Annotated in this window: 19 protein-coding genes; 1 reads left to right on the top strand and 18 read right to left on the bottom strand. The window is 52.0% G+C overall.

Annotated elements, in window-relative coordinates:
• Positions 1-3: 3 nt before the first annotated feature.
• The 10 genes from AAFJ72_RS00680 to AAFJ72_RS00635 form a co-directional block, all read right to left on the bottom strand.
• Positions 4-750 carry a threonine/serine exporter family protein gene (locus tag AAFJ72_RS00680; RefSeq protein ID WP_432775730.1) on the bottom strand — a complete coding sequence of 249 codons (747 nt, stop codon included), beginning with the start codon at positions 748-750 and terminating at the stop codon, positions 4-6.
• 15 nt (positions 751-765) lie between these two features.
• A complete protein-coding gene (locus AAFJ72_RS00675) occupies positions 766-1,695 on the bottom strand; it encodes a serine/threonine protein kinase (RefSeq protein ID WP_432775729.1) in 930 nt (309 codons plus the stop codon).
• Positions 1,685-2,446, bottom strand: a complete 762-nt coding sequence (locus AAFJ72_RS00670) for a VWA domain-containing protein (protein WP_432775728.1) — start codon at positions 2,444-2,446, stop codon at positions 1,685-1,687. The genes AAFJ72_RS00675 and AAFJ72_RS00670 overlap by 11 nt, the downstream gene beginning before the upstream one ends.
• Positions 2,447-2,510: 64 nt before the next feature.
• Positions 2,511-4,985: a stage II sporulation protein E gene (gene spoIIE / locus AAFJ72_RS00665; RefSeq protein ID WP_432775727.1), complete on the bottom strand. Its 2,475-nt coding sequence runs from the start codon at positions 4,983-4,985 to the stop codon at positions 2,511-2,513.
• A gap of 291 nt (positions 4,986-5,276) precedes the next feature.
• The gene (locus AAFJ72_RS00660) at positions 5,277-5,642 is read right to left on the bottom strand and encodes a S1 RNA-binding domain-containing protein (protein ID WP_432775726.1); all 366 of its coding nucleotides are present in this window, start codon (positions 5,640-5,642) and stop codon (positions 5,277-5,279) included.
• A gap of 43 nt (positions 5,643-5,685) precedes the next feature.
• Positions 5,686-5,994 carry an FtsB family cell division protein gene (locus tag AAFJ72_RS00655; protein WP_122905241.1) on the bottom strand — a complete coding sequence of 103 codons (309 nt, stop codon included), beginning with the start codon at positions 5,992-5,994 and terminating at the stop codon, positions 5,686-5,688.
• 17 nt (positions 5,995-6,011) lie between these two features.
• A complete protein-coding gene (yabQ, locus tag AAFJ72_RS00650) occupies positions 6,012-6,584 on the bottom strand; it encodes a spore cortex biosynthesis protein YabQ (RefSeq protein ID WP_432775725.1) in 573 nt (190 codons plus the stop codon).
• Positions 6,581-6,865, bottom strand: coding sequence for a sporulation protein YabP (gene yabP, locus AAFJ72_RS00645; RefSeq protein WP_122905239.1), 285 nt, complete (start codon positions 6,863-6,865; stop codon positions 6,581-6,583). The genes yabQ and yabP overlap by 4 nt, the downstream gene beginning before the upstream one ends.
• 104 nt (positions 6,866-6,969) lie before the next feature.
• Positions 6,970-9,000 carry a copper amine oxidase N-terminal domain-containing protein gene (locus tag AAFJ72_RS00640; protein ID WP_432775724.1) on the bottom strand — a complete coding sequence of 677 codons (2,031 nt, stop codon included), beginning with the start codon at positions 8,998-9,000 and terminating at the stop codon, positions 6,970-6,972.
• Positions 9,001-9,253: 253 nt separating this feature from the next.
• The gene (locus tag AAFJ72_RS00635) at positions 9,254-11,395 is read right to left on the bottom strand and encodes a GDYXXLXY domain-containing protein (protein WP_432775723.1); all 2,142 of its coding nucleotides are present in this window, start codon (positions 11,393-11,395) and stop codon (positions 9,254-9,256) included.
• A 568-nt stretch (positions 11,396-11,963) separates the two neighbouring features.
• Between AAFJ72_RS00635 and AAFJ72_RS00630 the strand changes: the two genes are divergently transcribed.
• Positions 11,964-12,494 carry a type II toxin-antitoxin system PemK/MazF family toxin gene (locus AAFJ72_RS00630; RefSeq protein WP_122905237.1) on the top strand — a complete coding sequence of 177 codons (531 nt, stop codon included), beginning with the start codon at positions 11,964-11,966 and terminating at the stop codon, positions 12,492-12,494.
• Between the two features lie 409 nt (positions 12,495-12,903).
• Here AAFJ72_RS00630 and AAFJ72_RS00625 read toward each other — a convergent pair whose 3' ends face one another.
• From AAFJ72_RS00625 to pth, 8 genes are all read right to left on the bottom strand, one after another.
• The gene (locus tag AAFJ72_RS00625) at positions 12,904-13,200 is read right to left on the bottom strand and encodes an RNA-binding S4 domain-containing protein (protein ID WP_122905236.1); all 297 of its coding nucleotides are present in this window, start codon (positions 13,198-13,200) and stop codon (positions 12,904-12,906) included.
• 2 nt (positions 13,201-13,202) lie between these two features.
• A complete protein-coding gene (gene mazG / locus AAFJ72_RS00620; protein ID WP_432775722.1) occupies positions 13,203-14,690 on the bottom strand; it encodes a nucleoside triphosphate pyrophosphohydrolase in 1,488 nt (495 codons plus the stop codon).
• Positions 14,691-14,713: 23 nt separating this feature from the next.
• Positions 14,714-16,342, bottom strand: coding sequence for a putative polysaccharide biosynthesis protein (locus tag AAFJ72_RS00615; protein ID WP_432775721.1), 1,629 nt, complete (start codon positions 16,340-16,342; stop codon positions 14,714-14,716).
• 162 nt (positions 16,343-16,504) lie between these two features.
• Positions 16,505-17,047: a stage V sporulation protein T gene (spoVT, locus tag AAFJ72_RS00610; RefSeq protein ID WP_122905233.1), complete on the bottom strand. Its 543-nt coding sequence runs from the start codon at positions 17,045-17,047 to the stop codon at positions 16,505-16,507.
• A 238-nt stretch (positions 17,048-17,285) separates the two neighbouring features.
• Positions 17,286-18,362, bottom strand: coding sequence for a peptidylprolyl isomerase (locus tag AAFJ72_RS00605; protein WP_432775720.1), 1,077 nt, complete (start codon positions 18,360-18,362; stop codon positions 17,286-17,288).
• A gap of 35 nt (positions 18,363-18,397) precedes the next feature.
• Positions 18,398-21,946 (bottom strand): transcription-repair coupling factor, encoded by a 3,549-nt coding sequence (gene mfd, locus AAFJ72_RS00600; protein ID WP_432775719.1) that lies wholly within the window; start codon positions 21,944-21,946, stop codon positions 18,398-18,400.
• A 154-nt stretch (positions 21,947-22,100) separates the two neighbouring features.
• A complete protein-coding gene (locus AAFJ72_RS00595) occupies positions 22,101-22,331 on the bottom strand; it encodes an anti-sigma-F factor Fin (protein ID WP_122905230.1) in 231 nt (76 codons plus the stop codon).
• A 104-nt stretch (positions 22,332-22,435) separates the two neighbouring features.
• Complete coding sequence (gene pth / locus AAFJ72_RS00590) at positions 22,436-23,005, bottom strand: aminoacyl-tRNA hydrolase (protein ID WP_432775718.1); 570 nt, start codon at positions 23,003-23,005, stop codon at positions 22,436-22,438.
• Positions 23,006-23,007: the final 2 nt, after the last annotated feature.

Genomic DNA, 23,007 nt, shown 5'->3' with positions numbered 1-23,007 from the left:
TTCTCACCCCACCCAGAGAATAATCGCGGTGGCTACCGCTACGGAGACGGCCGTCAGCATGGCCTCGACTCCCCGCGAAACACCTGCAACCAGATCACCCGCCAGCAAATCCCGCAGCGAGTTGGTGATCGCGATCCCTGGGAACAACGGAAGCATGGCACCGATAATAATGATGCTGATGTGCAACTGTGGAAAGATCGTCACAGCCAGCAAGGCGAACAGCCCGCCCAGCAAGGCAGCCGAAAATTCCGTAAAAAACTTCATTCGAACAAACTGTTCCAAAAATTCAAGGCTGAGATTGACGGTCAGCCCCGCCAATGCGGACGGGATGAGGTCAAACCACGTACCGCCCGCCAGCATGGCAAAGGAGCCGCTGGCGGTAGCGGCTGCCGCATGCTGAAGCCATATCGGGTAAATCGGCTTTTCCTGATCGATTTGGCGCAGCAGGCGATACGCTTGCTCCAAATTGATTTTTCCGCCGACGAACCGGCGGGACACATCGTTTACGAGTGTGATTTTATTCAAATTGGTAGTCCGCTTCGGGGTCCGCACCATCCGGGTATGATCGAACCCGCTGCACCGGAAAGACAAAATAATGCTCGTAGGCGTCGCAGAGCTGTTGACGTCATCCATGCCCGCTGCCTCCGCGATCAAGGCCATCGTCTCTTCCGTGCGGTACGTTTCACCACCACTTTTCAATATAATTGATCCTGCCAACAAGCAAGTATCCATCACCAAATCCGGGGACACAAACCGTCACATCCTTCACATGAACCATGCATAATACAACGTGCCAGCCAATAGCAAAAGCGAGGCGACGAACAAGCCGCTTATGCCTCCCCCTGCCTTGCCTGCGGCGGCCGAAGCCTTTTTTTGCGGCTTCTCGACAGTTCGCTCCCGAAGCACTGCCAACAGCTCCGCTCTCATTTCCTGCGCGGTGGCAAACTTCCCGTGAAAAGCCTTCAACAAAGGCACTCGATAAGGGTACAGGCTGTCACTTTTTCGTATTATATCACAGAGCAATCCCGTGTGAAGCGGTCCACTTTGGCTGCTTTTCCACCTCTCTTTTCCCACTGTCAAACGCACCATCATGACGGCTGCGGAAAACAGATCATAGCCGATTTCAGCCCGTCTGTCCCCTGCGTGCCAAAATGCCCGATCGTACTCCTCGGTAAACTGGCGCACGGCATTTCCCAGTTTTGTCACACCGCCAAAATCAATCAGCCGCACCGTCTTGTCCGTCCGGCTCACCATGATGTTCTCCGGCTTGAGGTCTCCGAAAATGTAGCCGTGCCTGTGCAAGACGTCGAGACGGGCCAAAAGCTGGACGATCATGACGGGCACCCATTCCTCCCCTTCCTTTTGAATGTACCTATCCAGCTGTTCGCCCTCCAGGTATTCCATGGCGTAAAACGTGCACGGCTTTCCGTTTACGACCAGGTCGTCCACATCACAGAGGAGCGGTCCCACTTTGGAATCCCGCCCCTGCTGTATGCTTTTTAGCACGTTTACTTCCATTAAAATATCCATGCCTTCCGCGCCGACCTTGACAGCGCGGCGCACGCCGTCCTGGGACACGAGGTAGACAGTGCCGTTCGCACCACGTCCCAACTCCCGCAGAACGTGGTACGACCGACGGTTCCATTTGCCCTGAAAATGTTTGGGCAGATCAGGAGTCGCAGCCTTAGAAGACATGGTCGCGCAGACTTCCGTTCATGTCGTCATTTTCTGCTTCGTCGCGATAGCGCTCCTGCAGCGAGCCTGGGAGTTTATCCTGCTCAAACAAGGCAATCGCTTCGACAATGGCGGGTCCAGTCGGTGTAATTCCGCTCATCGTCAAATCGCTGGTCAGCTGATGAGCCTGTTCCACCTTGTCCGTCCATGGAATGCGTATATCCAAATATTTATGTTTCCCAGGAAATGAACCAACAGCCATTCTGCTTTTCCCGCTTCGGGATTGCAAGCTGATGCTAAAGTCGTGAATGGCTTGCTGAACTGCCGACAGCTTTGGCTTCATGCTGCCGGATGTATCGACCAGCATCACGACGTTCAGACTGCTTTTTTCCCCCAGCTCGTCCACCATGCCTGCTACCTGCACGCGCTTGTCGGGAGCCAGTTCCTCTATTCCGGAATCGCCCAAAATCTCTTTCAATTCTTTATTGACCACCTGATGGATCGTTCTCGTCATCGCCTTGCGCGTCAACATCTGTACTGTTTGCGCCAGCTGCTGCGGGTAGACGATGTCGCACAGCCCGCCTCCGGCTTCGGCGATTTCACGGATTTCACGCTCCCCTTTTTCGCCCATTTCGCTTTTGTCAATGACACCAATGACGTTTACCGTAATCCCTTGCTCACGGGCAAGAGCTGCCGCTGCTACCGGGCTCATCCCCGTATTGGAGCAGCCGTCTGTTACTACCAGAATCTGACGAAGTGTCGCTTCTTTCACAAATAATCTCCCCATTCAGCCTGTTTTAGCAACAGTATCGACGCTCTGAAGGGAAAACATACCCTTAGCTTACAATCCGCGGCCGCTCCAGCTTCTCCATTCCGTGCACCTGGATGGCTGACCACTGCGGTACAAAGCGGTCAATCCGCGCCACGAGGACGGTCATGTCATCGACAATTTTGCCGGAGTGCTGGCGAATGACTTTTTCCAGCAGCAAATCGGCGACTTCCTGCGGGTCGTTTGTCTGCAGCTCACCAATGATTCGCTTCATCCACATTTGCCGGTTTTCAATATGCCGCGGCGCTTCGTAGATGCCGTCAGACATCATGACCAGCAGATCGCCCGGCTTGAGCATTCTCGACACGACGTCGACCTCGATTTCTTCGAGAATGCCGACGGGCAGGTTGTTGGCGGTAATCGTGAAAACATCGTTTTTACGTTTGACGAAGCTCGGCGTGGAGCCGATTTTGATGAAACGGGTGTGGGCTGTCTGCAAATCAATCAGCGCCAAATCCACCGTCGCGAACATTTCGTCTGTTGAGCGCAGCGCCAGGATGGAGTTGACCGTCTTGATCGAGATTTTTTCGTCCAAGCCCGAACGCAGCAGCTGCTGGAGCATGTCGAGAGCCGACTGACTCTCCAAAAAGGCCCGCTCGCCGTTGCCCATGCCGTCGCTGATCGCCAGGGCCATCTTGCCATTGCCGAGATCCATCGTGCGGAAGCTGTCGCCGGACAGCAGCTTGCCGTCCTTGGCAGCGCCCGCCACGCCGATTTCGATTTCATACGTTTTGGCGGAAGCGAGGCACATCGTGCAAGAACCGTCTTTTTGCGCTTCACATTGCCGCTCGCGTACCACGATGTTCTCGCCCAAAATTTCCGTCAGCATCGGCGCGACGATTTTGCCGCACTCGTCATGCCCGTAGCAAGTCGGCTGGCTGATTTCGATGTCGACCTTGCCTTCTTCCAGGCTGTGAATTTCCACCCGTCGCACAGACAGTCCCAAGCCTTCCAGCGCCTTTGAAACCTGCTTTTCCTGCAAAGACAGCTCCATCCCTTCCCGCTGGATCTCGCGGGCAAAGTCGCTCATGACCCGGGAAACGCCCGAGAGTTGATCGGCTACCAGCTTGCGACTTTCCTTCACTTGTTTTTTCAACTGGTCAAAAGCCAGCTGACGATCGTACTCCTGCTCGATCACGGTCAGCACCTTTTCCGTCTTGACGCATTTTCGCTCCCAGTCGCGCGGCGGGGTTACGCCCGCGAGTGTGCCATTTTCGTACACTTTTTCCATAAGATAGCGCATGCCTTCGTATGTGGCTTGCGTGTCCTTTTCCCAGCATTGTTCCTTTTTCCAGCATTTTTGGCAGGTGAACTCGGAGACGCGGCTGAGGAAGGCATCTGCCTGTTCCTCCAGTTCCTCCGGATCGGCCGTTTGCGCAAAGCTGCGGGAGAGCTGGGTAAACAAATCGGAGAACTGCTGAATTTTGCCCGCCGTCACGTCGCGGACTCTGCGCATGTATTCCTGATGGGATTGCAAATTTTCGGGCGTGCCTGGAATGAAGCGGGCTACCTTTTTCCAGAGCACGGCAGGCGTGAGGATGAAGGCGACAATAGCCAGGGAAGTTTCAAGCAAGGAGTAGTAAAGCGTCTCTTCCGCACCGCCGTAGATGGCCAGAATAGCCGTCCCGATCAAAAGACCTGCGGAGACGCCTACTTTTCCACCTTCCTTGAGCAACCCTGCCAAAAGACCGGAAAACGCCAGCAAATTGATTTGCAGAAGGGCACTTACATTTGCCAAACTGAGGATAAGACCCGTCACGACGCCAACTGCGGCACCAATCGTCCCACCGCCGACGAAGGCAAAGACGAGCAGCAAATAGCGGGAGAGGACGTGTTCCATCGAGATGCCTTCTACCGTCCAGTCGACTGTGCCTGTCATCAGCGACGCCAGAAGAATCACGAGGGAGACGATCTCTTCATTTTTCAGCGGCTCGTAGGGCTTGGCCGAATGAATGATCGAGAGCGACTGGATGAAAATGAGCGTCAGCACGAAGCCGAGTACAGCTTCAACCGCGACCATGACCAGCTCATACGTGTTTACCTGATTGGTCAGCATGGCGTACAGCAGCCGACTGACAAAGATTGTAATGACCACGAGCAGAGGCGTGCGCGAAAAGTCTTTTTTGCGCAGCCGCTCCATCATTTTGCAGGCAAAGAGAGCCAGCACCATACCGAGAATCGTCTGCAACCCGATTGGAACCGATTGGCTGAAGGCCCCGAGAACAAGCGCCAGTCCTGTGACGAGCAGGCAATCCCTGCGAAGATAGTACATGACGATAAAATACGGGATAGCAAAGGGCGTCAGCTCTTCCACGATCAAGGCCCGTCCGAGCAAAAATCCCATCAGCAGCGGAAGCACATTCCATCTCTGTACAGCGTCGGAGACTTTGTCTCCCCATGTTCGTGCGGTAGCATCCATTCGTTCAGACACTTGCCGCGCCCATGCTTGACCAGTCTGGGATACATTTTTGTTTGCGATCATTTTCGTTCCACCCCGTTCTTGTTCAATGTGTTACCCATTATACGGAGGTGGAGTTGTAAATTTTGTCAAAAAACCAATGCGCATTCACAGAATCGTGCGACAAATTAACCAGCGAGTTCGGACAAAAAAAACCGACGTTATGGCGGATAACGTCGGCTGACAGGTGATTCGCGCTTTGCGAAACGGGCTTACGATACCTTATTCGTCACTACTTTCAAATGACCTTCCTCTTTTTTCTGTCAAAATACGCTTTTGGTAAAAAAAGAAAAGTCATAATTTTCCGATTGCAATCTATCGACCGCGTCCCTTTTTGTCCTCGCTCTTTTTCAAAGAGGATAAGCGGTCTTCACTTTCTTTGAGGAAGCGGTTCAACTTATCCTCAAAGCCTTCTGTTCGCTCCCGTGGCTGGCGGGGCTGCCGTTCTTTTTCCTGTGCCTTTTTGATCGACAGTCCGATCTTGCCGTCTTTGACGCTGAGAACCTTGACGGTGACCATATCGCCGATTTTCAAAAACTGGTGAATATCTTTGACATAGACGTCGGCAATCTCGCTGATGTGCACCAGTCCCGTCACATTTCCCGGCAGCTCTACGAACGCGCCAAATTTCGTAATGCCTGTGACTTTTCCTTCCAGCTTGCTCCCGATCTCGACTCCCATGAACGCGGAAAGCCTCCCTCTCCTAGAAGATCTCACTGTGAGCTTATTCCGGAATCACGTAAATGCTTTCGCCCTGTTTCGTGTAATAAATCCGTTTGCGCGCCAGTTCCGCCAGGTATTCCTGATCGTTCAGCCGACTGGCCTCATAAGTCAGTTCCTCTTGCTTTTGCTGCAAGACAACCGTTTCCTGCTTGAGTGCCTCCAGTTCACTTCTCTTCTCGGCCAGCACTCCGCTCTGCAAATAGAGCGTATAGCCAGTCCAGACGAAAAAGCAGAGGATAAAAAAGAAAAAGAGCCGCATTCTCCGTCTTTGCCCTTTTCGATTGCTTGGAGAGGTTTTTGCTTCTTTCATCATCTCGCCACCTCGGTTTACTCCCGCTTTCTCTTTGAGTGAAACCAATTCTTCCAATTGGTCCAGATTCCTGTTGTTTTTCCGTACATTTTTTTCCCTAAATGTTGACCCCATCTGGCAAAAGGAGCGGTGACAAAACGCGTCACTTTCCACAAAAAGCCGAGGATCATGAGCAACATGGAGTACAAAAATGTCAGTACCATGAGGATCACTCGGTAAATAAAGAACACGGGACGTACAACCAGGGTGTCAATGACTTGCAGCACGGTTCGATACAACCACTGACAAAATTTTATCACGCGATGCAGGAAAAGGATATACTTCTTACTTCCTAATAAAAAATACAGCCACGCGCCAAAAATCATTCCGAAAAAGATGGGGAAGCGAATAATTCCGTCGTTTACTTTCACTAATATCCAGAAAACGGCGAACATACTGCCTACCCAAAACAGGATGTCAAAGAAGAAGACCAGCCAAACCGGCAGCCTGCTCTTCCTTTTGAACACATGGTACGTATCAAATCCCATTCCCATAAGCGCTCCACACGTCGACATGGCCAAAACCGTCTGTAGTTGCGTGATGATATTCACTTGAACAACTTGCCGAAGAATCCTCTCGACCGATCCCCGGCCTGCCCCTGTTCCAGATAGGCCATTTCGTAAACCAGGCCCTCAATTGCTACTTCTCCGGTTTCCAGACTCAGATTTTTCATATGCAGGTTTTGGCCCCGTATGGTTAAAAAGCCGCCGTCCGTCTCCAAGAGGAATTCTTCACTGTCAAAGCTTTCGACGTTTTTTACTCCCGAAATCGCCAAACTGCGTCGATTTATCATTACGATTTCGTGGCGCGGCCGCTTCGTGTGCTCGTTCATGATAACTCCTCCTAACGTGCCCTTCTTGTACTATCGTATGGAGGGGGATGTCCGTTTAGAACAAAAAAACCCCGCACGAATGCGGGGGTACTTCTGCCAAAAGCTTATTTGTACATGGTGTAGTTTCCGTTTACGTAGATGATTTTGTAGCCGGTGCGATCTGCAATCGCTTTGAGCGGCAAGGTCGGGATGTTGTTTTTCAACTGGACGGCTGTCGGCAAGGTGACGTTTTGTCCGTTGACGTTCATGATGTTGGAGCCGACCTTGAACTGCATCACGGTTTTGCCGCTTGTGACTTTGGCGGTTGTTTTCGTATAGCTGATCGAAAAGCCGAGTGCGTCGCGGAAGAACGTGGTCGGGATGAGCGTGTGCCCGTTGACTGTGTAAGGGGCTACAGCCAAACCAGTCGTTTTGCCTGACTTGGTAAACGACGCGACATTCACCTTGAAGCTCACGCCGTTCAAAGCGACCACATTGGCCGGACGGGCGAAGAGCAAGCCTTTTTCTTCGGAGGTGTAGACGCCGATGCTGTAAACGCCCGGAGTGGCCGGATTGACAATCCCTGCTGTTTCCGCGATATTGACCTGTACCGCCGATCTTGCCGGGATGTCCGTCGAAGGCACGATAATCAGGTTTTGCCCGCGCGCTCCAACGTAGTTTGCGGCTACGCCGTTTACCGTTACTGTATTTGCTGGCACGTAGGCTGGTACACGGAATCCGACCGGGAACACGATTTCAATGAAGCCCTGGTTGCGGGCGATGGGCGCACCGAGTCCTTTGATGCCGACCTGCAAGCCTGACGGGGTCGCAGCAGTCGCTCTGGTCAGGCCGATTGTAGCCAATGTATTGTCTACCGCGACAGGTGCCGGGGCACCGACAATTTGAAAATCTTTGGATTTGTACGTTTTGTTGTCAATTTTGGCCGTAATGTTATAGCTTCCGGACGATTTCGGATTGGTCAGATAGCCTTCGTACGCAAATTTGACGGTCAGGCGGTTTGTGCTGGAAAAATTGCTGGGCGTGCGGAAATACACCTTGTTCCCGTTCGCGCTAAGTCCCGTCACCTGACTGCCGTTGACGGTTACGTTAGAGCTGGAGAGTACAGGCGGAACCATTCCCCACTCAGGAAACTCTACCTCGATTTCTGTATTGCTGTACAGCTTGGACGTCAGATCAATGTCAAACGTGTAGCTGGCTCTCGCTCCTGCCGAATTGTCGGACAAGGAGACGGAGAACGGCGTGCTGCTTGCGCCCGTAATTTCTACATTTTTGGATTTGTACTCCTTGTTGTCATACTCGACGGTGTAGTAGTAGGACTTGCCGGGAGTGGACGGGTTGACGATTCCGGCAGACGAGCTGAATTCCAGCTTGATGTAGTTGTCGCCGTCTGCGCCGCTCGGAATTTCGATGCGAATCGTGTCGCTGTCGATGATCGAGACGTAATCGGCTTTGTAGCCGTTCACTTTCACATCCGACTTGCTGATGCTTTTCGGCAGCATGTCTTTCGTTGGGAAATCAACGTAAATGTACTTGCCTTCTTTCAGCTTGCTGCTTTTCGACGCCAGTGTGAATTTGCCCAGCGTCAGGGAAATGCTTTCTTCTGCATTTTTGTTGCTGTGCGAAGCTTCGAAGTCTCCCTTGCTGCTACTGCTGCTGGACGACGATTTTCCGATGGTGATTTTTTTGCTCTTGTACGTGGATTCGCTGCTCGTCTTGACTTCAATCGAATAGCTTCCCTTGTCATCGGGGTTGGTGACGTTGTCGATTGTCACGGTGACAACGGAGCCTTTCTTGATGCGTTCCCCAACCTCGATTTCTACCACGTTTTTGCTGACTGACACGCTGTCAATCGTGACCTTGTCGCCATCATCCTTGACGGATACGTCGGATTTTTTCAGTTTCTTGTCGACCGTGAAATCAGATGGGAAACGGACGTAGATGAGGTCTCCCGCCTTCAGTTCCTTGTCGATTTCAAACTCAATCGTATATTCCGTTTCTTCATCAACATCTGTATCGTCTGCCGAAACCTCCTCAATGGAAAGAGCTTGAGCGGCTTTTGGCTCCATCACAAATGGACTTGTTAGCACCGTAGTCGCCAGCAGGACAGAGATACCTTTCTTCGCGCTTTTGTTCAACGGTAACGCCTCCTTCTCCTGTGAAAAACTTTCCTGATCGTTTCAGGTGGGCGAACAGCTCGCCGTTTTTCCAATATGGATGTGACCGCAAGCGGCCTGCAAGCACATGGTGATGATATGTGCTGTCATTCTCTCTATGATAGGAAAAGTTCGGCAAGAAAGGGTTACAGACTGGTAACGAACAGCATACCCACGCAAAAAAGCTGCCCGATGATGTTGTCGGACAGCTTCTTGCTTTTGGTCGGTTCGTCATTTATTTCAGCGACAGGCTTTCCAGCAAAGCGTCTCCGTTGGCCCCGACTTTGATCGTGGCAAACTTCGCATTTCGCTCTACGACGAGGCCGGTTCCTTCCGGGACGAAGTAGCTCTCGATCCCGTACTCGATCTGGCTTCCTCCGACTGTCTTCCCGTTGATGATGACATCAGTCGGTTCAGCCGTATACGGTTTGTTCCAATTTCCTGCTGTTTCGTAGTATCCGGCGTAGTCGTACACGTTATCGCTTTGCTTTCGCAGCACCACGCGAATTTTTTCTCCAGAAGAAAAATCTTCGCCCTCCAGTGTCGAAATCGTGTAGCCGATCCTGACGTAATCGCCCTGCAAAAGCGAGCGCGGATCAACGGGAACAAGCTCCAGCTTGATGGTCGCGCCTTTGGACAAAATCGACTCGCTGCTGTACACCTGGTAGCCAGTCAATAGAAATTGCAGCAAAATAATCGGCACCAGGCTCACCCGCCTACGGGTAAATACGGCTGGCGTCGGTGCAGCCCACTCTCCTTGCATCCGCCGCTCCAGCCAGTAGCTGACTGCAAAAAACACCACGCTCAAAAGGAAGAGGCTAAGCGACTTGTGCAGCAAGCTCCACAGCAGGTCGTAGTATTTCATCAGCAGGAAGGCAAACCAGAAGGCGAGAACAATCCCGAAAGCACTCTTGCCTTTTTGGCGCAAGGTCTGGTACAGCAAGCAGGTAGTGAAGGCAAAAAACCCGAGATTAGCCAGCAAATTCGCGGCAAGCGAATCAAAATGTGTCTCTGTCAAGGCAATCAGCGCAAGCAGGGCATAGACGAGAGAGCTGTTCTGCAAGACAGCAGGCAAACGTTTGACGTAGTACATCGCCATTTGAAACACAAACACGATCAGCAACACCGTTGTTTCCGACACATGCAAGTCCGTCAGTTTGAAAAACAGCACCAGCAAAAAGGCCAACTGGGTCAACAGCCGCGCCGGAATGCTTGCTACTGCCTTCCATACGTAAAGCAAAGCGGCAAGGAACAATATCCAGTAATACTGTTCCAAAAACAACGAAGAAGCGGCTCCAAGCATGTAGCCCATGGTGAGCAACGTGTAGCGCACCGTCGAATCCATCTTTTTCATGAAGAGGACAGGGCCGACAAATCCGATCAGAGACAGGAAGAAAATAACGTAGAGGACCGGTTCCTCCATATCGAAAATAAGTACGAGCAATCCGGTCAACGAGATTGCTCCGATGGATGCCGCGACCGTCGTCACGAGTACCGTAAAGGCCTCCTGGAAAAACTGCACCCATTTGCTTTTATGATGGGCCGATTCCTTGCGCAGCCAGTTGATGCCGACAACCGCTCCCCAGACGAGGCCTGCAGCCGCCAAGAGCGCAAGGAGGAAAAAGCCTTCGGAGTAATGCTCCAGCATCATCCGGAAAAACTTCGCGAGCACAAACAGCGCCAGCAAGGCAGCCGTGACAATCAGCATGCCGCGATTGGGCAGCCATTTCAGGAAGACGAAAAACAGAAGCACCCCCATGAGCAGGTACAGCATTTCCGGCAGCGCTCCGTACACATCGGCGAACGCGGACAAGAACAAGCTGACGGAAAAAACGAGAAAGGACAAATAGTAAATGGGCCCAGACCGCAGCTTCTGTGTGGCGGTCAAGTAAAACAGCACGATGTTGCCAAGCGCGATCAGCCAATAAACCATGTACCACCACTCTTCCTCGCGAGTCACGTGCACGACGGAGGGATGGAGGAAAAAGCCGAGCGCCAGGTGCGCAAGGACGTAGCTGATGACATAAAACGGCTGGTAGCGCGTGAAAATGGCAAAAAGCAAATTCGGGATGAGCCAGACCACAAACAGCATGTAGCTATCGGCGTGGGAGTTGTAGATTTGTCCCAGCAAAGCGACACACAGGCCGAATGCCAGCCCTCCGGCCACCAGCAGCCAGTTGCTGAGAAACGAGTGACGCGTAAGCACAATGGATGCCGCATACGAAAACAGATAAAAAAGAGCCAATACTGCGGCACTGACGCCAATTTTCTCCCATCTGTCCATTACAGGCCAGTTGGAGGCAAAAAAGTAGAACAAAGCTGAAAGCAAAAGCGAAATGGCCAAAAAGTATCCCGTCTGAACAGCTTTTTGTTCCACCTGCACCACATCCCTTCTCACTTGCCTTGATGTACTCTCATTATATCCTGCTTATGGGCAAAAGCGTCCTGGGGTTTTTAGACTGTTAGTGAAAATGGACAAGTTGTCGACCGTCAGCAGAATCAGAAGCTACACTTTGGTTAACCGAAGGAGAATGGGCAATAAAAAGGTGTATCCCATTATATGTCGGGAACACACCTCGATTTTGTGTTGTTATTTGTCTCATTTACGTCTGATTAAAATATAATTCCAGCGAATCATTCAGCAACTTCACACGAGTATTAGCGCAATTGTTTACGCATTCCGTTGCATAACTTCGCATTTTACAGTGCATTTTGCTTCGTGATAAACTCCATTTATCAAAAGAGATGGACGAGGCGTAACATACCACGAATTAATGTTTTGGGAGCCCTGCAAACAGAAGACCAGTTAGATGCTCGTCGTAACTATCAAGCTGTGTGCGAGAAACCAACAATATAGACAACATTCTTTTCCAGGCATCGCCGTTAATCACACTTATCGTTAAAAAGCGAGAGAAAGCAAAGAAAGTCGCAATGGGGGAATTAAAATGAGTGAGACAAATCAGGGGGAATTAAATACACGTTTGCAACAAGCGAAAGATGCCTTGGACGAATTCTATAAAGCAAAGGAAACTACTACTGGAAAAGAATATGATCTAGCCTGTGACTACCTTGATTGGGTCAATCGAAAAACCGGTATTGTATTGAATGAAAAAGCATTTACAATACCTGAAGGCATTAAAATAAAACGCGGTGACGTGTATTGGATTCATTTTGGGTATAATATTGATGAAGAGCTAGGTGGGAAGCATCCTGGAATTGTCTTAAGAAAAGGAGGCAATACAGCTATTGTAGTCCCCCTCTCTACGCAGGAGCCTACTCCCGATCAGTTGGCAAGTGGCATTTACGTTGAAATTGATCGAGTTTATAACTTTAAGAAATTAAGACGTTGGGTTAATGTCTTAAACTCAATGCCAATCAGCATCCAGCGATTTGATTTTTCAACGGTCGGCAATATTAAGGGATATGAACTTGATAAAATAAACGCAGCAATGAAAAAGTCAGGTCTTTGGACTTGACTTTATTCTATGCAAAATGGTAAATTATATCTTGTTGCTGTTAAGTACTAGCTATGGTATCCTTATTTCAGGAATTACTTAAAGTAACATGGATGAACGTGAAGGAGCTTTATGCTCAGCTAAGAAGAATGTGAAGGAAGCCTGCTCTTTAATTAGAGCAGGCTTCAGTTGTTCTCCGGTCTTTTCTGAATCGTTTTTTAGCTTTTGCATATAATATGGCTGTGCAGGACTACAATTAGTCAGCGCAATGAGAGTGAAGAAAGGGTCTCCCATTTTCAGGGAGACCCTTGACCCTTTAGAGGGAACTCGCTGTCATGCTCTCTGGGGGCGACAGCCCTCCCTCCCATTTGTCGATCCGTCGATAGCCCAACTGCCCCAAACGGCAGTCTGCACGACGACAATTACACTGTTACTGTCCTTTGAGATAAGCGTCTTCTTCCTTCTCGTCACGCGGTACAGGCACTTCGCCGATGACGGTGTAGAGCGAAGCCGCTTCTTCTTTGCGCGGGTTTTCCTTGATGTCCTCGACTTTGACGGTGACGATCTTCTGTCCGAAGCGGATCGCCAGCTTGTCGCCGATTTTGACGTTGCTGGACGCTTTGGCCGGACGGTCGTTGATTTCTACCCGGGCTTTGTCGCACACTTCTTTGGCGAGTGTGCGGCGTTTAATCAGGCGGGATACTTTCAAATATTTATCCAGTCTCATCCTTACTCTCTCCCTTTTGTCTGGTGTTTGGCTTCCTCCCACCATTTGTCCATTTCCTGCAGGTCTGTCTGCTCAAACGTGCGACCTGCCTCTTGCAGCTTGCGTTCGATATAGGCAAAACGTTTTTTGAACTTGTTGTTCGTCAAGGCCAGCGCTTCCTCCGGATCAAGCTTGAGGAAACGGGCCAGATTGACGACGGCAAAGAGCAGATCGCCCAATTCGCCCGCGCGTTCTTCTGCGGAAGCCTCCCGCAGCTCGCGGTATTCCTCTTCTACCTTTTTGTAGACGTCCGCAATATCGTCCCAGTCAAAGCCGACCTCTGCCGCTTTTTTCTGGAGCTTGTAGGCGTACATCAGGGCAGGGAGGTCGCGCGGAATGCCTGACAGCCTGGACGCGGCGGCTACGTCAATGCCTTTTGCCGCTTTTTCCTGGGCCTTGATCTCCTGCCAGTTCGCCAGTGCTTCCTCCGAATCGTTCGCATTCTTTTCCCCGAATACGTGCGGATGGCGGCGAACCAGCTTTTCATTCAAGGTCGCCACCACATCGTCGACGGTAAAATACCCGTCCTCTGCGGCCATTTGCGAATGCAGCATGATTTGCATCAATAGATCGCCCAGTTCCTCGCACATTGCCTCCGGATCTTCGTCGTCGATTGTCTCCAGCACTTCGTACGTTTCTTCGATCAGGTTTTTGCGAATGCTCTGATGCGTCTGCTCACGATCCCACGGGCAGCCGTCCGGGCTGCGCAAAATCGCGACGATTTCTTTTAAATAGGAAAACTGGCGGTACAATACCGTCTGGTCCGTAGTCGGCGGAACGTACACCAACGACAAATTGCCAAAATGCTCGATTCGATCCAGCTCGTACAGCGGCACGCTCTCGATGCGCTCTTGTCCCGCTACCCCTACTGCTGTCGCCACTGTCACCACGTAATCATCCGGCAGCACTTCCATCAAGGTCAGCTTCACGTCAGAGGCGACAAAAGCGTCGTACACCTGGGCGATAATCGTGTGCAGGCCCGGCGACACTTGATGGGCAGCCAGCGCAGTTCCGTCGAGCAGGGAAAAGCCTTCAATCGGGTCGATTTGCAGGCGGGCAAAAAGCGGATCGATAAAGCTCTGTCCGCCGCCAATCTCAATCTGCACCCCGCGCTTCGGACCTTCCGCAAGCAAAAGCTGAACCGTGCGCTCTGCCACCAGCGGATGTCCGGGAACAGCGTACACGATGCTGCCCGCTTCCTCTGCTTTGGCAAAAAGCCGCTCAACAATCTCGGCGTACACTTCTTCAAAGCCGTCGTGCTGCTCATACACCTCGTCAAACGATGTCAGCGCGATGCCTTCGCTTGCCAACTGGGCTACTACAGGATGTTCTTTTGTCCGCAAATAAAGCTGTCTGGCTTCTTTGAGCGTCCGATAAATGCCGTATGGCAACTGGTCGAGATCGCCTGCGCCCAGCCCTACTACGGTAATCGTTTTTTTGTTCGTATCCAATCGTTTCGCCTCCGACATGCCTGTTATTTAGGGAGAAGCTGGAACCGTGTCAACAGCCCAGCAATTCGCTTTCCTTTTGGCAAAAAGTGAATATCGCTGCGCGTGAGTCCGCCCGTCTTCAGCAGGGCCAGCAGGTACACCAGCGCTCCGGTGCCAACGGAAATCAGCGCGACCAAAGTCTGATACAGCCGTTCGGACATCCCTGTCTTGCCGAGCAGGGCGGTTGCTCCCCATTCTACGAGCAAAACGACCACCGACATGACAATGACAGACAAAAACGGCTTGTGAACCGTCTGGCGCAAGCCAATGTGCGCTCCGGTGTATTTTTTTACCGCGAGCACATTCAGCCCCATCGCCACAAGATAGGCAATCACGGTAGACAGGGCGGCACCCGCGATTCCCCAGAAAGGAACGAGTGCAAGGTTGAGGACGAGCTTGACCATGACGCCGATAAACAGGTTGCGCGCCGGCCGCATGACGCGCCCCAGCCCTTGCAGGATGCCCGCGCTGGCGATGCTCAGTGTGGCAAACATAATCGTGAACGATTGTACGGCGAGTGCTTCGGTTCCGTTTTTATCGCCGTAGAGCATGACGTTGACCGGCTCTGCGAGCAAAGCGAGGCCGAACGAAGCCGGGAGTCCCAGCAAAAACGTCAGGCGAATGGCGATTTCCGAGCGGCTCGCGATCATGTGGTGCTGTCTCTGCGCCACAGCTTCGCTGATCGCAGGCACAAGCGCCAAAGACAGCGACGTCGCGAAGAACGTACCAAACTGGATGAGCGGCTGGCCGCGGTCAAATGCCCCTTTCAACAGCTTGGCCAAATCTTCCGGTGTGCCGCTTATTTGCAGCATGTTGACGACGGTAATGGAGTCGACCAGCGGAACGAGCGGCAAAACCAGCGCGCCCATGCAGATCGGAACAGCGTACATCAACAGGCTGCGCAGCACCTGACGGTTGGTCCAGGTTCCTACTCCCGCCCGCTGCTCGGGGATCAGGTGGGCGCCCTGCTTGTCTTTTCTCCAGTACCACAGCAGGACGAGAATGGCGGCCACGCCCCCAGGGAAAGCGGCAAATACTGCCCCGGTCCCTGCGAGATAGGCGTCCTGGTAAACGTTCATCGCCCAGAAAGCGGCGAGCAATATGAAAATAACCCGAATGAGCTGCTCGATGACTTGCGATACTCCGGTCGGCATCATGTTTTGGTGTCCCTGAAAATATCCCCGCAAAATCGCTGCCATCGGCACGAGCGGCAGTGACCAGGCTACAGCCCTTAGCGGAGTCGTCAGATGCTCATCTCCCATAAACCGGGCGATGAGCGGAGCGCCTCCGTACAGCAGCAAAAAGAAAAACAGGCCGAGCACGACCAGCGAAATGCTGGCAACGCGAAACGCTCTTCGCGCCCCCAGAGCATCACCGATTGCAATGCGCTCAGAAACGATTTTGGAAATGGCGATAGGAAAACCTGCCGTCGCCAGAATCAGGAGCGTCGTGTATAGCGGGTATACTTGCATATATACGTACAAGCCGATATCTCCGGCAATGTTTTGGTATGGAATGCGGTATACTGCGCCAAGCAGCTTGGAGACAAGACCGGCAACCCCGAGTATTGCGGCGCCTTTCACAAATTGAACGGATGCCTTTTCTTGAGCCATGTGCGTGAATTTTCTCCTCTCCAACCAGAAACTTCGTCCATTATACCACAAGCAAATCGGCGAGAAAAAAAGCGAAAAAAGCATTGCTCGCAAAAGGCTGTGCTGGATTGTCGGCAGAAAAAACAGCCCCGATTTTTTCCGAGGCTGTTTCACGCACGCTTGCTACTGTTCCATTTGCTTCGCCAGAAAACCTGCTGCGGTCTCCGACATTTTCATCTCCAAATCACTCATCTTGGTCGATTCGTTTTTGTTCAGGAGAATCACGGAACCGATCGGGTCTCCTCCGGCTACAATCGGAGCGACGACGAACGAACCGTATGTCTCGCTCATATCGCGGCAAATCTCATAGGAGCCGGTGTTTTTCTCCAGTCGTGTCTTGCGCTCCTCCAGACATTTTTCCACAATGCTGCCAATCGGTTTTTCCAGGTACTCCTTCTTCGATGCTCCAGCTACGGCAATGATGCTGTCCCGGTCTGAGATCAATACCGTATGATTCAGGCTCTCATACAGGGAGTCGGCGTATTCTTTTGCAAAATCACCCAGTTCTCCTATCGGTGAATACTTCTTGAGAATTACTTCTCCGTCACGATCCACAAAGATCTCAAGCGGGTCGCCTTCACGAATGCGCAGTGTACGACGAATCTCCTTAGGAATCACGACCCGACCGAGGTCGTCAATTCGACGAACGATACCAGTTGCTTTCATGTCATGTTGCCTCGCTTTCCCTGAGAAGTGGGTAGTGAATAGATGGTGGTTGGTTACTTGTATTTTTTCCTCAAATTCTAATTTTAACTATGAGCGCTTGTATCAATTTTTACCAGTTGCTTTGGTTACTCTCCCCCGGGTGGTAGCGAGTGGTTATAGTATTTGCCCTTGTTTCAAGAATATGCGAGAAAACGAAAAAACAGGGAGATGGGTTCCCTGTTTTCGCTTCATACGTTATTTACTTTTTCTCTGCCTCGTTTTTGGACTGCGGCAGGTTGTACTTCACGATCAGCTTGTCCAGCTCGTTTTTGCCGAAGTCATCGTAGCCAGCCTCCAGTGCGTTTGCACGGAGCTCTTCCTTCATTTCATCGAAGGTTTTTTCCTTGCGGTTTTCAACCTTGATGATGTGATAGCCAAAGCTTGTTTTGACCGGAGGGCCCACTTCCCCGACTTTTTGATTCAGCGCGGCATCCTTGAACTCAGGCACCCATTGGCTTACGTCGGCATTTTCGTACAGGCCGCCGGTTTCCTTGCTGCCTGGGTCGTCGGTAAACTCTTTCGCCAGCTTCGCGAAGTCCTCACCCTTTTTCAGACGGGCTTCGAGGTCGTTGGCGATTTTCAGCGCTTCCTCCGGCTTGCGCTGCTCGGTGGAAATCAGGATGTGGCGTACCGACGCGATGGTACGGGACCCTTTGTCCATTTGGTCATACTTCTGTTTCAGTGTATCGTCACTGATGTTCTTTTTCAGCACCGTGATCGATTCGTTGATGAGCGTCATCTGGTTGATAACCATTTCCTTGGTTACGCCGTGACCTTCCATCAGCTTGTTGAACTTGGCTTCGTCATTGCCCAGGAAGTTGATGTACTGACCTTTGATTTTTTCAAAGGTCTTATCCGCCATGTCCTTTGCTTCCTTTTTCATCGCGTCATCGGAACGGCTCGCCAAAATTTTCGTTGCCGTATACTCGCGAGCAAAAGCTTTCAGTGCTTCGTTGTCAGCAGCCTCGATCATGGTACCTTGCTGCGGATTCATGAAGTTGATGACGCGCAGGAACTCCTCGAACTCCTGACCTGTCACTGTGCCGCCCTGATACTCCACGTAAGCAGCCTTCGCATCGCCTGCATATGGCAGGGTCAGCTTGGGAAACTGCGTGAGCGGATCATTGGCATCAGCAGTCTGATTGCCTTGTTTATTTCCTTCTGTCTGACTGGCCTGATTTTGGTTTGGTTGCGCATTTTCTTCTGCCTTGCCGCAGCCTGTCATGAGCGCCACGACCAGAACAGCAGAAGATAAAATCGCTACAGAACGTTTCATCGTAGGAATCTCCCTTCCCGGCTATCCCCTGTCCCTCAGGACACAGGGCTTTCCGTACCAGTGTCTTTTCGCACCTGGTGAAATTGGCGCAGCAGTTTTTCCACCAACTGTACGCCCTCGTCTTCTCTCAACCCTTTTACTTTAACAGTAATGACGATCTGTTGTCCACCTGAGAGTCCCAGCCTGCGGCTCCAGTTGCTGGCAATCGCGAACAGAGCGCCGCCGTCAATGTTGTTGTTTTGGCTAGGATGCAAAACCAGCTTGATTTCGTCCGGATTTTTTTGGCTGATCTCGGTGATGTGATGCTTGAGGGCGTAAACCCGCAAACGGGAAATGGTCAGCAGATTTTCAACCGGCTTGGGAACAGGGCCAAAACGGTCAAGCAATTCCTCTGCCAGATCGTTGACATCATCCAGCGTGGAAACCGCCACGAACTTTTTGTACATCTCGATTTTTTGCCGGCTGTCGGTAATGTACATGGAAGGAATGTACGCATCGAGCTGCAGGCTGATTTCCACAGGTGTCACAGCTTCCTGCTTGACCTCACCCCTCAGCTCGTCAATCGCTTCCTTGAGCATCTGGCTGTACAGGTCAAAACCGACCGTATTGATAAACCCGTGCTGCTCCGCGCCCAGCAGGTTCCCGGCACCGCGAATGGACAAGTCGCGCATTGCGATCTTGAAGCCGGAGCCAAGCTCCGTAAACTCCTTGATGGCCTGCAGACGTTTTTCCGCAACTTCTGTCAGCACCTTGTCCCGCTGATACGTGAAGTAGGCGTAGGCGATCCGGTTTGAACGGCCAACCCGTCCGCGCAACTGATACAGCTGGGACAAGCCCATTTTGTCGGCGTTGTAAATGATGAGCGTATTGACGTTCGGGATGTCGACCCCTGTCTCGATAATCGTCGTGCTGACCAGCACATCAAAGTTGCCTTCCAGAAAATCGAGAATGACACCCTCCAGCTCGCTTTCGTTCATCTGTCCGTGCGCAACCGCAATCCGCGCATCGGGGACGAGCATGGAAATTTGTTCCGCCATCTGCTCAATGCCTTGTACCTGGTTGTAGAGGAAAAATACTTGGCCGTCGCGCGCCAGCTCGCGTTCGATGGCTTCGCGCACGAGCGCAGGGCTGTATTCCATCACGTATGTTTGTACCGGGAAGCGGTTTTCCGGCGGCGTCTCGATGACAGACAGATCGCGCACCCCGATCATCGACATGTGCAACGTACGCGGGATCGGCGTCGCTGTCAGCGTAATGACGTCGACGTTTGTCTTCATTTGTTTCAGCTTTTCCTTGTGGCTCACACCGAAGCGCTGCTCCTCGTCGACGATGAGCAGTCCCAGTTCACGGAACATCAAGTCTTTGGAGAGCAGGCGGTGCGTCCCGATGACGACATCGACCGTGCCTTCCTTCAATCCTTTTAGCGTGGCGTTCTGTTCCTTGCGCGAGCGGAAACGGCTCAGCACCTCCACGCGAATCGGATAATCGGCAAAACGCTCGCGGAACGTCTCGTAATGCTGCTGGGCCAAAATCGTCGTCGGCACCAGTACCGCCACCTGCTTGCCATCCATGACGGCCTTGAACGCTGCGCGGATCGCAACCTCGGTTTTCCCGTAGCCTACGTCCCCACATACTAGACGATCCATCGGGCGTTTGCGTTCCATATCCGCCTTGACTTCTGCAATCGCCCGCAGCTGGTCCGGCGTCTCCTGGTACGGGAACATCGCTTCAAATTCCCGCTGCTCGGACGTATCGGGAGAAAAGGCGTGCCCAACCGCTGCTTCACGTGCAGCGTACAGCTTGATTAAGTCTTCGGCAATGTCCTTGACGGAGGACTGGACTTTGTTTTTGACTCGCTTCCATTCGCTGCCGCCCAGGCTGTAGATTTTCGGCTGGGCTTCCTCGCTCGCCACGTATTTTTGCACATGGTCGATCTGGTCAATCGGAACAAACAGGCTGTCTCCGCCTGCATATTGAATGTGCAGGTAATCTTTATGAATTCCGAGTATTTCTTTGGTTTCAATTCCAAGGTATTTTCCAATCCCGTGATTCACATGCACCACGTAATCGCCGGGCTTTAGCTCCAAATAGTTTTTAATCCGCTCCGCGTTGTTCATCGTCTGCTGAACTTTGCGCGCCTTGCGCTGCTTGGCGGTAAATACTTCGCCCTCCGTAATAACAGCCAGCTTGTTTAGCGGCAGCTCAAAGCCTGTCTGGAGATTCCCCAGGATGATCGTCGGCCGTCCCGGCGGCACTACCTCGACCGCTTCTGTCAATACATCCGCTTCCATCTCGTAATCGTGCAGGACGCGTTCCAGACGCTTTGCGCGCTCCAGATCGGCGGCGACAAACACAATCTGATCCTGGGACTTTTTCCAGCGGGCCAGTTCTGTTTTCAGCACGTTCATCTGTCCGTGGAAGTTCTGCATGGTGCGACAGTTCAGGTTGATGATGTTTTGCGGCTGGGTTTTCGGAGACTGCCGGAGGAACAAAGACAGGTGGACAATCTGCCGCTTTTTCTGGGAGACGATGTCTTCATACGTGCGTGACAGATTGAGGTTCGCCATGTACTCGCCCTGGGCGATGCGTCCGGTCAGCCACTCGGCTTCTTCTTTTTGCAGCTGGGCAGCCGTATCCAAGACGCGCGATGGCTCATCCATAATCAGGAAAGTCTCGGGCGGCATGTAGGACAACAGCGTGTCCTGCGACGGGTAAATCACGGAAATGTACGAGTACAACTGGGAAAAGCGCTGCCCTTCTTTCATCCGTTCAATATCGGTGCCGATGCGCTCCACCACTTTTTCCTTGGCTGCGCCATCTTTCAGCTTGGCAACGGTTTCACCGAGCTTTTGCTCCAAGCGGACAGCCGATTCCATCAGCAATGGTGTAGACGCAATCATTTCTTTTGCCGGGCCTAAAAGGTAAGACTGGACCGATTCCAGCGAGCGCTGGGACAGCATGTCAAACGTCCGGATCGAGTCAATTTCCACATCGAACAGCTCAATGCGCACAGGCCACTCCGAGTCGATCGGGTACAAGTCGATAATTCCGCCGCGAACGCTCATCTCGCCTTTTCGCTCGACCATATCGACGCGCTCATAGCCTAGCTCAATGCAACGGGACAAAAACGATTCAACATCCAGCTCGTCACCGACCGACAGCTCAATCTGCGCTTCCTTCCACACCTGTGGCGGAACAACCAGACGGCGCAGCCCCGCAAAAGGCGCAACCAAAAAACCCGTAAAGCCTTGGGCCAGACGGTTGAATACATGAATGCGCTGGGCCAGCATCTCCGGACTGGCGATGGCAAGCTCAGAGCCGATCAGCTCATTTCCGGGATAAAGCAGCACTTGATCGGAGGGAACCAGCTCACTCAGGTCCTCGTATACTTTTTGCGCCTGGTACATGTTATGCGTGACGACACAGACCGGACGCCCGGTCATTTGCTGTAGCGCCACCATCAGTGCCTGCCGGGCCGAACCTGCCAGACCGGAGACAAGCTGCTCATGCAGGCCTTTCTCCAAACCAGCCACAATTGTCCCGACGTTCGAGTCTTGTTTCATCGGGTTAATGATGACTTGCATTCACTAATCCCCTCTCTAATTCTTCTGTCATCTGCAGCCAGAGCCTGACTGGACTTGTGATTTCTGCCGCAGGTCGACCATGCGAAAAGAAGCCTTAGCTCCCCAAGCTAAGGCCTTGTCAGTGCATGCCTTCCCAACGAGTATCCACTCATTTTTATTGAAGTGGGTTTCCAACTAGCGAAAGCTCTGGATGCTGAATCAGCGCTTCACGGCAATAATCGCACGTGATGCTGACGACCGTATCTCCACTTTGTTCTCTCGATATTATAAGAGCACGTTCCTCCGGGGTCAAGAAATCAAACCCGAGCTGCGCTTCTGTCACTTGCGATTCGTCAAATTCGGCGATCTTCATGCCGCAGCAGCGACACGTGTAGCGTATGCTCATGTATATGCCACCCCCATACCTTTCATATCGTTAGTATGGTCGGCCGAGTGGAAAATCATACTAGCGCAAAACGCCGCCCCGTCATGGCTGCTTTGGCGCACCGCTTATTTTTGCAGGCTGTTGAAATGGTTCATGACCTTGAGAAAAGGCTCTCTTGTCCACATAACCGCCGCATCAGCCGCATGCTCCACCGCTTCCTGGATCCTGGCTCTTTCCGCAGCAGGGAAAGACTGGAGCACGTAGTCACTCACACTTCTTCCTGGCTCCGGACGCCCGATCCCGACTTTGATGCGCTTGAATTCCTGTGTGCCCAAATGCTGAATCAGCGACTTGATGCCGTTATGGCCGCCTGCACTGCCTTTTTCCCGCAAGCGCAGCTGTCCGGTTGGCAGGTCGAGGTCGTCAAAAATCACAACCAGATCATCGGGAGTGAGCTTGTAAAACTTCAAAACCTCTCCGACCGATTCTCCGGAGAGATTCATGTACGTCTGCGGTTTGACGAGCAGCACCTTTTCGCCTTCCACCCTGCCTTCTCCGACGAGGGCGCGAAACTTGTTTTGCGAAACAGGAATGCCCCATTTGTCGCTAATCTTATCTATGGCCATAAAGCCGGCATTATGTCTCGTGTCTTCATATTTTTTTCCTGGATTTCCCAATCCGATGATTACTTTCACGT

This window comes from Brevibacillus gelatini (assembly GCF_050920745.1).
In the GTDB taxonomy this organism is placed as follows: Bacteria; Bacillota; Bacilli; order Brevibacillales; family Brevibacillaceae; genus Brevibacillus; species Brevibacillus gelatini.
Note: the sequence above shows the minus strand (reverse complement) of the source record. Positions and strands in the feature narration are given on the sequence as shown.